We start from the raw sequence: 12,806 nt of genomic DNA, 5'->3' as shown, positions 1-12,806 counted from the left end.
TCCTAACTAGCGGCTTAAAGCATTAGCCCATTTTTGGGCTGATTCATCAAGAAGGTGGTATACAAACTCAAAAGACTCTCGACTTTGGCGATATGGATCCGCAATTTCTTGTTGATTCAACCAATGACCAAAAAGCATAGTTTTCCCTCTGACTTCAGGAGATAACCTACAAACACCATCAATATGCCCCTTTTCCATAACCAAAATTAAGTCATAGTCTCGACACATTTTACTAGTAAGTTGTCTTCCTTCATGTCCATCAAGAGAAAGCGCATTATCTTTTGCCACTTCAACTGCTGTTGCATCTGCAGGTTTACCAACCAGAGCACCTAAACCTGCCGAATCTATTTTTTTAGTCGGTAAATATTTTTTCAATAACCGCTCTCCCGTAGGAGAGCGGCAGATGTTACCAACACATACAACCAAAATTGAATTAAACATAATTTTTGCTCTGTCTACCTGTTACGACTATGGCCAATTGCGAACGCGTAATGCACCTTCACTGAGATTATTAAAGCCGTTAATTGTTGGCACTAACTGGGTAATCAGGCGGTTCCAACGCGCAACAGGTGCTGTTGTAACATAAACAATGTCATAGGGCTGCAGGTGGAATTCAGTCCCCATTACCAAAGCCGTCGCGTCAGAGGCATTTAGCTGATAAATGCTGGCAAGCTTGCTGCCTTCAGTACCCCGTAGTGGGCGAATAACAAAAATCCCAGTTGCATCTGATACCGTCTGGTCCATACCTTGAGCATTGCCTAAGGCTTCGGTCAGCGTCATGCCACTGCGATCCATCTTCAGCGTAGTTTGCTGTTTGACTTCACCCATAACGAAAACTTTCAGGTCGTCATTACGCGGAACATAAAGAATATCACCAGGATAAAGCAGATGGTTCTGCATAAGGTCGCCCTTCTGCATTAGTGCCTGAAGCGATATACGCTGCTCTTTGCCATTGTGTGTTAACACCACGTTTCGCCAGTCAGCATTTTCTGCAAGCCCACCTGCTGCATTGATGGCATCCATAACGGTTAACGGCACGTTGGTAATCGGTTGTTGGCCTGATTTTGCCACCTCACCTGTTACATACGCTTTTTGCGAACGGAATGCCGCAATGCTCACATCAACCTGTGGGCTTTCGATATATTGCGCCAAACGGCTGGCGATATCGTTACGCACCTGGCTAGCAGTTTTTCCAGCTACTTTGACCTTACCAATATAAGGATAGAAGATGGTGCCATCGGCATTCACCCAGTTACCAGTATCGCTAGCACTACGGTATTGACCGGCTGGGGTAGTCAGTTCAGGGTGATCCCAAACGGTGACCATCAGTACATCGCCAACACCGATACGGTATTCATAGCTCTGTAGATCACGTTCAAGGGCCGGATTGTTCTGCGCGGTAACGGGTTTTGGCCGCATCTTATCAACCAGGCTCGGCGTCATTGGGTAAATATTCACCAACTTGTCCAAGTCAAAATTGCTATCTTCTTGCTTAACAACGTTTTTACCGCTGGTAGAGAGGTGTGAACCTGGAACCACGGTACAACCGCTGATCACACTGATCGATACCAGGAGCGGTATCAGCTTCCATTGTTTCTTTGCCATCGAATTTTCATCACTTTCAAAGTAAGTAAACTTGCAACGCTAAACACCTGGCCAACCGTGGCCTCTTGGGGTGGTGCTTAGCAAAATTTTTTGTTTGCGCTATGTACGGCAGTCCTGCGATACATGCATGAAAGCACTCATTGAGCAAACGTTGAGTCTGGGTTTGCTAAGATGTCTCTCAAACTGGTAGTGACTGGCGCATGCACCAGGAGTGTTTTCATGTGCGAACGAACGCGGGCAAGTCAAAAGGCCCGCTGAGATTTCCGCAGGCCTCTAACTATAAAGATTTTTCCGCTCTTTTTCAGTACAAATTACTACAGTTTTAGCTGCTCGGCCCATTCGCGGAAGGCTTCGCCCTGCGTGGGGTGGCGTAAGCCATAGGTCACAAAGGCTTGGAGATAGCCTAGTTTTTCACCGCAGTTAAACGATTCCCCTACCAGTTCCATCGCTTCTACCGTCTGTTGTTTCATCAGGTCAGCAATCGCATCGGTCAGTTGAATTCGGCCCCAGGCGCCTGGCTGCGTTTTTTCCAAAATCGGCCAGATGTCGGCAGAGAGCACATAACGGCCAACAGCAGAATAATTGGATTTCAGTTTCACTTCACGGCTTGGCTTCTCAATGATCGACGTCATGCGTGAGCTCTCCCCTGGTTGCAGGGTAGTGGTCTCACATTCTGCCACCGAGTAGTCATACAGCACGTTTTCATCCGCAGGCTGCACCAGTACCTGGCTCAGCCCATTCTCTTCGAAGCGGGCAATCATATGCGCCAGGTTGTCTTTGTGCATATCCGCCTTGGCGTCATCCAGCAGCACGTCCGGCAGCACTACCACGAAAGGTGAATCACCTACCAGTGGTTTGGCACACAGTACCGCATGCCCCAATCCTTTCGGCTGCCCTTGGCGGATGTGCATCAGGGTTACGCCCTTCGGCGTGATGGATTTAACTTCATCCAGCAGCTGACGCTTCACGCGCGCTTCAAGCATCGCCTCAAGCTCATAAGACGTATCGAAATGGTTTTCGATCGCGTTCTTGGAGGAGTGGGTAACCAGAATGATTTCCTTGATCCCGGCAGCCACGCATTCGTTGACGATATATTGGATCAACGGCTTATCAACGATCGGCAGCATCTCTTTCGGGATCGCCTTGGTCGCAGGCAACATGCGCATACCCAGACCAGCAACAGGAATGACGGCTTTCAACTTCATCGACATGGTGTTCCTCTTAAAATCTCGTGGTCGTGCTAACCGGCTCAGGCAATTACTTGCTGTTCAGGGTCTGTTTCATCCACTGGGTGAAGTTTTCGCCTTCGGAAGGGTGGCGCAGGGCATACTGGACAAACGCCTTCATATAGCCCAGTTTGTCACCGCAGTCGTGGGATTTGCCGCTCATATGGAAAGCTTCTACCGTTTCCTGCTCCATCAGCATGGCAATAGCGTCGGTCAGTTGGATTTCATCACCAGCACCCGGGGGAGTTTTCTCTAACAATGGCCAGATATCGGCAGAGAGAACATAGCGCCCTACTACGGCCAGGTTAGAAGGTGCATCTTCCCGTGCAGGCTTCTCTACCACCGCGGTCATTGGCGTACTTGCACCCGCGGCTAACCCCACGCCGCCACAATCGACCACACCATATTTGGAAACGTCCTCTTCCGGTACTGGCTCAACCATAATCTGGCTAAAGCCGGTTTGCTCAAAACGCTGGATCATTTTGGCCAGGTTTTCTTTCTGCAGATCGGCAGTAGAGTCATCCAATAACACGTCTGGCAACAGCACCACAAATGGGTTATCCCCAATCATTGGTTGAGCACATAACACCGCGTGACCCAGCCCTTTGGCTTGCCCTTGACGTACCTGCATCACCGTTACATCTGGCGGGCAGATACTTTGAACTTCGGCAAGCAGTTGGCGTTTTACCCGAGCTTCCAACGTCGCTTCCAGCTCAAAGGAGGTATCAAAGTGGTTTTCGATCGCGTTTTTCGATGAGTGCGTGACCAGTACGATATCCTTGATGCCCGCCGCAACGCATTCACTCACGATGTACTGAATCAATGGCTTATCGACCACAGGCAGCATTTCTTTAGGGATCGCCTTGGTTGCGGGCAGCATACGCGTGCCCAAACCTGCTACTGGGATAACGGCCTTCAATCTTTTTTGCATAAATTTCTTCCACCGACAAATAACAAGTAAGTGTAACAGAGCCAGGAAAAGTGGTAGAGCCTTACGTCCAAATGAATTTTTAATTATAAAAATCAATTAATTAAAATATTAAAGTGACGTTTTAGGCACGCTACCGCCCTTGGCTTGCAGCTACCAATGCACTGTAGACAATGTTTGAACTGACAAGCGTGCAACCGACTCCACGCTCGTAGGTGAACCTGAGGTTCTGTTCAGAATTTAATGAGAGGCAAGTCGCAGAGTAAGGAAAAGGCAGTGCCTTCCTGGCCAAGTGGTCAGTCTTGCTATCATTTATAGGATGCTAGGATTCTTATACTATTGACCCAGTGAAACAAGTCTTAGTGGCTGCATTAAGACCTTTTCAGAATAAGACTACTAAGGATACTCGATTTTTAAGATTTTACTCGTTTAACTAGTTTATAACAAATTGATTATAATGCTTATTATCTAAGCGCGGAATTTATAAACAGCTATTTGTTCTATGTTTTCTGGTGCTTACCCCCAATGACCAGATCCTGACACTGTTTAATTATTCTACTAACATAGATTACCCGCACCTCGTGCGGATTTAATGTTGAAATCCCCTCCCTCAGCGTCCATCATTCTCGATGCGGCATAAGCCGTCGAACTAAAAGGTGAAATTAGGCGTATGGAATGGATCGCAGATCCAACAATTTGGGCCGGCTTGGCCACCCTGGTTGTACTGGAAATCGTACTGGGCATTGACAACCTGATCTTTATCGCCATTTTGGCGGAGAAATTACCCAAGAAACAACGTGATAAAGCCCGCATTGTCGGTCTTTTACTGGCGCTGGTGATGCGCCTGGCGCTGCTTGCCTCGATATCCTGGCTAGCAACCCTGACCAAACCGCTGTTTGTGGCCATGGGGCACGCTTTCAGTGGCCGCGACCTGATAATGCTAGTCGGGGGTATCTTCTTGCTGTTTAAAGCCACCATGGAGCTGAACGAGCGGCTGGAGGGTAAAGACGAAGAACACCATGGGACACGCAAAGGTGCGCGTTTCTGGCCGGTGGTTGCACAGATTGTGGTGCTGGATGCCGTCTTCTCGCTGGATTCGGTGATCACCGCAGTCGGGATGGTCGATCATCTGGCCGTGATGATGATCGCAGTGTGTATCGCCATTGGTTTGATGTTGCTGGCCAGCAAACCGCTTACGCGCTTTGTGAATGCCCACCCAACCATTGTTATTCTATGCCTCAGCTTCTTGCTGATGATTGGTTTCAGCCTGGTGGCCGAAGGCTTTGGCTATGCGATTCCGAAGGGCTATCTCTACGCAGCGATCGGTTTCTCGGTGATGATCGAAGCTCTGAACCAGTTTGCCCAGTTTAACCGCCGCCGTTTCCTTTCCAAGGTGCGGCCTTTGCGTGAGCGTACCGCAGAAGCCGTATTGCGCATGTTAAGCGGCAAGCACGAAGAGGCCGAGATCGACAGTCATTCGGCACATCTGCTGGCAGACAGCTATAACGAGAATGGTGAAATCTTCAACCAGCAGGAACGCCATATGATCGAGCGGGTACTGGGCATGGCACAGCGTACCGTCAGCAGTATCATGACTTCACGGCACGATGTGGAATACCTTGGGCTTAACGGCCCGCTGGATAAATTGACGCAGCTGTTGGAGAAAAACCAGCATACGCGCATCGTGGTAACCGAAAATAGCGCCAGCGATGAGCCATTAGGGGTGATCCATACCATTGACGTGCTGAAACAACAGTTGCAGCAATCACCGCTGGATCTGCGGGCCTTGGTGCGCCAGCCGCTGATCTTCCCGGAGCAGTTAACGTTGCTATCTGCGTTGGAGCAGTTCCGCCAGGCCAAAACCCACTTTGCGTTTGTGGTGGATGAGTTTGGTTCGGTCGAAGGTGTGGTGACGTTAACCGACGTGATGGAAACCATCGCCGGTAATCTGCCTGAGGCCGATGAAGAGGTGGATGCACGCCATGATATCCAGCAAACCAGCGAAGGTTGCTGGATTGCCAATGGCCATATGCCGCTGGAAGATCTGGTGCTGTATGTGCCACTGCCGATAGAAGAAAAGCGGGAATATCATACCTTGGCAGGCTTGCTGATGGAGCATTGCCAGCGCATTCCACGCGAAGGTGAGCAACTGAAGATTGGCGACTATCTGTTTGAACCGTTGGAAATCAGTAGCCACCGCATCGTGAAGGTGAAGATCACGCCGTTAGTGACACCTAACGAAGAGGACGAAGAGTAAATCTTTACTGGGCACCCACTTGAGGTGCCCAGCATTGATATCAAACCGGCACAGCATGCCTACATAGCTTACAGGTGCACTGGCACCAGCAACTCCGTCGCCACAATCACCACCACCAGCCCGACAATCACCGGTACCGAGGTGCGTTTCACCACTTCGAACGGTGAGATTTTTGCCATACCGGAAACCGCTACCACTACGCCAGAAACCGGCGAGAGCGTACGGCCCAGGTTGGAAGCTTGCAGCATCGGGATCACCAGGTAAGCCGGGTTAACCCCCATCTGTGCCGCCAGTTTCGGGATCAGTTCAACAAACGCGTAAAACGGCGCATTACCAGAGCCGGTCGTCATCGCCGCCAGCATGGTGATCACCACCAGCACCAACATCATGATGATACCGCCGGTGCCAAACGACTGTGCCAGGCTGATCAAACCGCTGATAAAGCCAACGGTGCTCAAGCCTTGGGCAAACACCCCAGCCGCGACCAACAGCATCACCACGCTGGCAAACGCATCGGCCATGCCACGGTAAGCCACTTCTAAACCGGCGAACACCGTTTTGGCGTTGAAGCTGCGGATAAACTCGATCACCGCGGCCAAGAACATACAAATCACCAATACGGTAATGATGTGCAGCTCCGGCCCCCATTTACCATCAAAGACCAGTACCCCCAGGATCGGGGTAAACGGCAAGATAGCGTAAAAACCGGGCGCGTTGGTAGTGATTTCACTCACGTCCATGATGTGGTGCTGTTCGTTGGCTTTACGGTCGAGATAGCGCTGCCAGAAGAAGTGGGCAATAGCCATACAGATAATGGCGGCGATAGAGATCGGCAGCGTGGTTTTGAAGGCAAAATCCACCAGCGGCATTTCGGCCGCCTTGGCGGCCAGCACCACATCACCCGAAGTAGGCGAAAGAATAATGGCTGCAGGAGAAGCACAGATAGCTGCCGCTGCACCGCGGCTGATCCCCACGTTAACCATCAGCGGGAACAGCGTTGCCATCAATAGCACACCCAGCCCTGTCGCTGAAGAGACGGCCAGGGACATTAGGCAGGCAACAAAGTAAGCCGCAATCATCAGCAAATACGGGGAGTTGATCATCTGCAATGGGCGGGAGGCCAGCTTGACCACCACGTCATTGGCGCCAATGTGCGTCATGTAAGCGGCGAAGCCACACAGCATCATGATCATCATGCCGAGATCGCCACCGCGGCTCATCAGCAGGATTTTGACATATTCGAAAATATCGGTGGCGCGCCAGCCGGTCGAAGTCGCACTGGCGGGCAGCAGATTTTTGCCCATAAATGCGCTCACCGCCAGCAGCACCAGGCCGCCAACCATTAACACCCCGGTGGCAGAATAGCCCTTGATGATGTAACGGCCAACGAACACCGCCACCAAGGCTCCAATCAGAAGTTCCATTGTTATTCCTCGATTTAATTATTTTATTTCAGCTCATCGCCCGATAGCAGCCGAATAACGCCACACTCTGCCGAAAATCAGTACAGGATATTATGACATTCATCAATGTTGCGGGGAGAAACTATCAACAAATCGTGAAATTCCAAGCCAGGTCGCTTTGGCGATAACCTTCCACCGGGCGGGTAGATACCGGAAGCCACAGCCAGACAGCCCAGAGCAAGCCAACTGACCGTCCAGCTGAATAATAATTCATTTAATTTCAATAATTTAAATGACCACACCGCTCCCCTATCTTACATACAGCCGACATAACATTGTGATCATGATCTGAATTTGTAGAATCTTTACGCCAGATGTTAACGATGTGTGAGTTTGATCAAACAAATGTTTTCTCTAGTTTGGTTATATGATCGCCAATGTTCACGTTGTCATTTTTAGTCAGGTGTTAAATTTTATTTTCAACCATATGAAACATATAACTTAAATTAATATTAACCTTTTTATTTTCCCAAAAATGACAACGTCAACATTGATTTCGTATCGCTATCTAGCATGATAATGGAGTGGAAAATGAGTCAGTTACCCGAAAAGATGAGCGCGGTGGTTTGCCATGGCCCGCAGGATTACCGGTTTGAACAAGTCCCTACCCCGCTACCTAAAGCCAAGGAGTTGGTGATCAAGGTCGAAGGCTGCGGGATCTGTGCCGGCGATTGTAAATGTAAAAACGGTGCCCAGATGTTTTGGGGTGAAAACCCTTGGGTAAAACCACCGGTCGTGCCCGGCCACGAATTTTACGGCCGCATTGTTGCCATGGGAGAAGGCACAGAGCAGAAGTACAAGATCGGCGAACGCGTCATTGCCGAGCAGATCGTGCCTTGCTGGGAATGCCGTTACTGTAAGTCCGGCAGCTATTGGATGTGTGAGACGCACAATATCTACGGCTTCCAAAAGGATGTGGCCGAAGGAGGAATGTCGGAATACATGCGTTTTTCCGCCAACGCCATCGTTCACAAGATCCCGGAAAGCCTCAGCCATGAAGATGCCGTGCTGATCGAGCCGATGGCCTGTGCCATCCACACCGTTGCCCGTGGGGATATCCAGTTAGACGACGTCGTAGTGCTGGCCGGTGCCGGGCCGTTGGGTCTGTGTATGGTGCAAGTTGCCAAGCTGAAGACGCCGAAAAAGCTGATCGTGATCGACGCCATCGACGAGCGCTTGGAACTGGCAAAAGCCTTCGGCGCCGACGTGGTCATCAACCCGCTCAAGGAAGATGCCGATAAAATCGTCAAGGCGTTAACCGACGGCTACGGCTGTGATGTTTACATCGAGGCAACCGGCGCACCGATTGGGGTTACCCAAGGATTGCAGATGATCCGTAAGCTCGGCCGCTTTGTCGAGTTCAGCGTGTTTGGCAAGGAAACCACCGTTGACTGGTCAATCATCGGCGATCGCAAAGAATTGGATATTCGCGGTGCGCACCTGGCACCTTACAGCTATGAAATTGCCATCGATCTTTTTGAACGCGGTCTGGTGACCTCCAAAGGCGTGGTGACCCACAGCTATTCATTAAAAGAATGGGATCAGGCATTCGCCCTGGCCGATTCAACGGATTCCATCAAGGTTATTTTAGTTCCTTAATATTGAGTGATTAGTTTTAAGCAAACAATAATAACGCCCTTTGATGGCGAGGCCGACTTCTGGCCGATAACGACCTAATTATTATAAATAACACTGAAAGAAAAATACCGCCCCTACAACAGGAGAATAAACTATGTTTTCATTATTCAAGAAAACCTTACCCGTGATGCTCGCCGGCGGCATGCTGCTGGCCAGCCAATCGGCATTAGCCAAACAGATCACCATTGGCGTTTCATTCCAGGAAATGAATAACGACTATTTTGTCTCCATGAAACAGGCATTAGAGCAGGCCGCCGGTGATATTGGCGCCAAACTGTATATTGCGGATGCCCATCATGACGTCTCAAAGCAGATTAATGATGTGGAAGATATGCTGCAAAAGAAAGTCGATATTTTACTGATTAACCCGACAGATTCGGTTGGCGTGCAGTCGGCGGTGATCTCGGCCCACAAGGCCGGAGCGGTGGTCGTGGCGATCGATGCCCAGGCCGAAGGCCCGTTGGACTCCTTTGTCGGTTCGGAAAACTATGATGCCGGTTTCCAGGCGGGTGAATACCTGGCCAAATCCCTGGGCAACAAAGGCAAAGTGGCGATCCTGGACGGTATCCCGGTGGTGCCGATCCTGGAACGCGTCCGTGGTTTTGAAGACGCCATTAAAAAGCACCCGGAAATGAAGATTGTCACCAAACAGAACGGTAAGCAAGAACGTGATACCGCACTGACCGTGACCGAAAACATGCTGCAATCCACTCCCGACCTGGCCGGTATCTTTAGCGTCAACGACGTAGGTGCCCTGGGCGCATTGGCAGCCATTGAGAGTAACGGTGCCAAGGTCAAGCTAGTCAGCGTCGATGGCCAGCCTGAAGCGATTAAGGAGATCCTGAAACCAAACTCACCGTTTATCGCCACCTCCGCCCAGTTCCCACGCGACCAGGCACGTATTGCCTTGGGGATTGCTCTGGCCCGCTACTGGGGTGCCAACGTACCAAGCACCATTCCGGTGAAAGTTAAGCTGATCGACAGCAGCAACGCCAAAGGCTTTAGCTGGTAAACGCCCGGCTTCGAGTTTGATGACCACGCGGCAATGCTGCTGAATGTGTAGTTTGCCTCAAACCAACGCATTGATTATCAAAGCGGGCGCAGAAGACGGCGCCCCTACAACACAACGAGCCGGTTGAGGTTTGTACCCGCCCCATTTATTTCGCAACGGTGGGTATAAGACCCGGAGGAGTTAACCGTGACGGCGTTATTAGAATTAAAACAGATCAAGAAGTCCTTTCCGGGCGTGAAGGCGTTGGACGGTATTGACCTCACCATTCAACACGGCCAAATACACGCCTTGCTAGGGGAAAACGGAGCCGGTAAATCGACGTTGGTGAAAATCTTGTGTGGTATTCACCAACCGGATTCGGGCGAAATAATCATGGAGGGTACTAGCCGCCAGTTTGATAATTATCGGCAGGCCATTAACGCCGGAGTGGGGATCATATTTCAGGAATTCTCACTTATTCCTTATATGAACGCCCTGGACAATATTTTCCTCAACCGGGAAATCAAGAACCGCTGGGGATTATTAGATCGCAAAGCCATGCGAAAAAAAGCCGAGGCTATTTTCAAACGGCTGACGGTGAATATCGATCTGGATTGCCCGGTAGCGCAGTTGAGCGTGGCGCAACAACAGTTTGTAGAGATTGCCAAGGCGCTGTCGCTGGACGCCCGCGTGCTGGTGCTGGATGAGCCTACCGCTACCCTGACGCCAGGTGAAGCCGATCACCTGTTCAGCGTCATGAACGATCTTAAACTGCTGGGCGTCGGCATGATTTTCATCTCGCACCACCTGGATGAAATCTTCACCATCTGCGACCAGATCACCGTCTTGCGCGACGGCACCTATGTGCAAACGCTGCCCACGGCCGATACCAACGTGGATGAACTGGTGAAGCTGATGGTCGGGCGCAAAATCGAAAATGCCTTCCCGGTGAAATCGCACCCTGTCGATACCTCGGTTCGCCTGCTGGAAGCCAGCATTCAGCGCACCAAGCATCAGCAGGAAGATCGCTTCCACCTGTTCAAAGGCGAGATCCTGGGATTTGCCGGATTAGTGGGCTCGGGCCGTACAGAGACGGTCTCCGCATTGATCGGTGCCAGCGCCTGCTATCGCAAGCAGGTCACCCTTGGTGGGCAACCAACCACCCTGCGGAACCCAGCTTTGGCATTGAAGCAAGGCATTGGCCTGCTGCCGGAAAGCCGTAAAACCGAGGGGCTGGTGCTGCCCTTTTCCGTGGCGCAGAACATCACCCTCAACCGCCATGAGCGGTTCGGCAAGATATTCGTTAACGCCCGCAAGGACGACGATATCGTTCAGCGCCTGATCCGCGCGGTAGGCGTGAAAACCCCGGACGCGGATACCGCCGTCAGCACCCTGAGCGGCGGCAACCAGCAAAAAGTGGTCATTGCCCGCTGGCTGAACAATGACTGCAACATCCTTATCTTTGATGAGCCTACCCGTGGCATTGACGTCGGCGCCAAATCCGAAATCTATCAGCTGATGCAACAGCTCACGCAGAAAGGCATTTCTATCATCATGATTTCATCCGAGTTACCGGAAATCATCGGCGTTTGCGACCGCGTGCTGGTGTTCCGTGGCGGCCACATTGTTGCCGAATTGGCAGGGGATGAAATCGAGTCTCATAACATCATGCTTCATGCAACCGGGAGTGCATTATGATCGGAATTGAACAATCCCCACCTACCCACGCGGCCCAGAAGCAGAGCCTCGGCAAGCGCTGGGAGAAGTTGCTGCACCACCCCGCGATGCTGCCTTTTATCGGCTTCGCCATTCTGTTCCTGCTGATGAGCGGGCTTAATGACAGCTTCCTGACGGTCAACAACCTGACCAACGTGGCACGCCAGGTGTCGATCAACGCCATTATTGCCGTAGGCATGACCTGCGCAATCCTGACTGGGGGCATCGATCTCTCGGTCGGGCCGGTGATGGCACTGTCCGGTTCCATTGCCGCTGGCTTGATGCTGGGAGGGATCCCTATTCCTCTGGCGATGGTCGCCGCGTTGGCGATCGGTGCCCTGTTTGGCCTGGCAAACGGTGCCTGCATTGCCTATCTGCGCATGCCGCCAATTATCGTCACCCTGGCCTCAATGGGTATCGCCCGTGGTTTGGCACTGCTGTACACCGGCGGCTACCCGATTTCTGGCTTGCCGGACATGTTCTCCTTCTTCGGCCGCGGTTCCGTACTGGGTATTCAAGTACCGGTGCTGATCATGGTTGGCGTTTATATTCTGGCCTACCTGATGCTTAACCATCTGCCGTTTGGCCGCTATGTCTACGCCATTGGCGGCAACGAAGAGGCCGCGCGCCTGAGCGGTATTCGCGTACCCCGTTACAAAGTCCTGGTGTATGTGGTGAGCGGAACGACCGCCGCACTCGCTGGGTTGGTACTCACCTCACGCCTGATGAGCGGGCAGCCCAACGCCGGTGAAGGTTTTGAGCTGGATGCCATCGCCGCCGTAGTGCTTGGTGGGGCCGCCATCTCCGGTGGCAGAGGCGCCATTATCGGCACGCTGGTCGGCGCCATGATGCTTGGCGTACTGAATAACGGCCTCAACCTGATGAGCGTATCGCCTTACATCCAGAACGTGGTCAAGGGTGGCATTATCCTCGCCGCTATCTACCTCAGTTCCAGCCGCCGTAAATAAGCTAGGGAGAACCG

The 12,806-nt window shown here is 51.6% G+C and carries 10 protein-coding genes; 5 read left to right on the top strand and 5 right to left on the bottom strand.

Annotation, left to right across the window (positions count from 1 at the left end):
• Positions 1–6: 6 nt before the first annotated feature.
• The 4 genes from AC6HVW_RS08955 to galU (AC6HVW_RS08940) form a co-directional block, all read right to left on the bottom strand.
• The gene (locus AC6HVW_RS08955; RefSeq protein ID WP_497569346.1) at positions 7–441 is read right to left on the bottom strand and encodes an arsenate reductase/protein-tyrosine-phosphatase family protein; all 435 of its coding nucleotides are present in this window, start codon (positions 439–441) and stop codon (positions 7–9) included.
• A 27-nt stretch (positions 442–468) separates the two neighbouring features.
• Positions 469–1,605 (bottom strand): polysaccharide export protein, encoded by a 1,137-nt coding sequence (locus tag AC6HVW_RS08950; RefSeq protein ID WP_497569345.1) that lies wholly within the window; start codon positions 1,603–1,605, stop codon positions 469–471.
• A 314-nt stretch (positions 1,606–1,919) separates the two neighbouring features.
• On the bottom strand, positions 1,920–2,816 hold the full coding sequence (gene galU / locus AC6HVW_RS08945) for a UTP--glucose-1-phosphate uridylyltransferase GalU (RefSeq protein WP_021805038.1): 897 nt from the start codon (positions 2,814–2,816) through the stop codon (positions 1,920–1,922).
• 46 nt (positions 2,817–2,862) lie between these two features.
• Positions 2,863–3,762, bottom strand: coding sequence for a UTP--glucose-1-phosphate uridylyltransferase GalU (galU, locus tag AC6HVW_RS08940; protein WP_186486597.1), 900 nt, complete (start codon positions 3,760–3,762; stop codon positions 2,863–2,865).
• A gap of 667 nt (positions 3,763–4,429) precedes the next feature.
• Between galU (AC6HVW_RS08940) and AC6HVW_RS08935 the strand changes: the two genes are divergently transcribed.
• Positions 4,430–6,016, top strand: a complete 1,587-nt coding sequence (locus tag AC6HVW_RS08935) for a TerC family protein (RefSeq protein ID WP_166734592.1) — start codon at positions 4,430–4,432, stop codon at positions 6,014–6,016.
• Between the two features lie 68 nt (positions 6,017–6,084).
• Here the strand turns inward: AC6HVW_RS08935 and dcuC are convergent, their stop codons facing one another.
• On the bottom strand, positions 6,085–7,440 hold the full coding sequence (gene dcuC / locus AC6HVW_RS08930) for an anaerobic C4-dicarboxylate transporter DcuC (protein ID WP_497569344.1): 1,356 nt from the start codon (positions 7,438–7,440) through the stop codon (positions 6,085–6,087).
• 570 nt (positions 7,441–8,010) lie between these two features.
• On the opposite strand from dcuC, the gene AC6HVW_RS08925 reads away from it, so the two are divergent.
• The 4 genes from AC6HVW_RS08925 (at position 8,011) to AC6HVW_RS08910 (ending at position 12,792) form a co-directional block, all read left to right on the top strand.
• Complete coding sequence (locus tag AC6HVW_RS08925; RefSeq protein WP_024484881.1) at positions 8,011–9,078, top strand: zinc-binding dehydrogenase; 1,068 nt, start codon at positions 8,011–8,013, stop codon at positions 9,076–9,078.
• A gap of 133 nt (positions 9,079–9,211) precedes the next feature.
• On the top strand, positions 9,212–10,129 hold the full coding sequence (locus AC6HVW_RS08920; protein ID WP_021180599.1) for an ABC transporter substrate-binding protein: 918 nt from the start codon (positions 9,212–9,214) through the stop codon (positions 10,127–10,129).
• 186 nt (positions 10,130–10,315) lie between these two features.
• Positions 10,316–11,806: a sugar ABC transporter ATP-binding protein gene (locus tag AC6HVW_RS08915; RefSeq protein WP_021805042.1), complete on the top strand. Its 1,491-nt coding sequence runs from the start codon at positions 10,316–10,318 to the stop codon at positions 11,804–11,806.
• Entirely contained in the window at positions 11,803–12,792 is a 990-nt protein-coding gene (locus AC6HVW_RS08910; RefSeq protein ID WP_021805043.1) for an ABC transporter permease, read from the top strand. The genes AC6HVW_RS08915 and AC6HVW_RS08910 overlap by 4 nt, the downstream gene beginning before the upstream one ends.
• The last annotated feature ends 14 nt before the right edge of the window (positions 12,793–12,806 follow it).

This window comes from Serratia sp. NCCP-200 (assembly GCF_059697885.1).
This window is presented reverse-complemented; position numbering and strand designations above follow the sequence as displayed.